The sequence below is a fragment of the Vallitalea sediminicola genome (genome assembly GCF_054408565.1).
On the sequence record NZ_BTPT01000422.1, the window covers coordinates 1 to 207 of the forward strand.

A 207-nucleotide genomic window follows, 5' to 3' on the forward strand; every position below is an offset into this window, starting at 1 on the left:
CCAGCCCATTCAAAAGTTACTTCACCTTCAATAAGTAAAATAGCTCTTTCTTTGGACTCCTTATTCTCATATACCAAACCATCTCTTACACGTATAATTCCAACATCCAGCTCCATATCGCTGTGCTTACCATCTAACTCAGTAATTGAATTATAACCGTATTCAAATTCTTCATTTTGATGAACTACCATTTAATCCATTCCCTTC

The 207-nt window shown here is 35.3% G+C and carries 1 pseudogene; it reads right to left on the reverse strand.

The annotated features are described in order from the left end of the window. A pseudogene (locus ACX6CF_RS27280) lies at positions 1-191 on the reverse strand (5-deoxy-glucuronate isomerase); the annotation flags it as partial. Between the last annotated feature and the right edge of the window lie 16 nt (positions 192-207).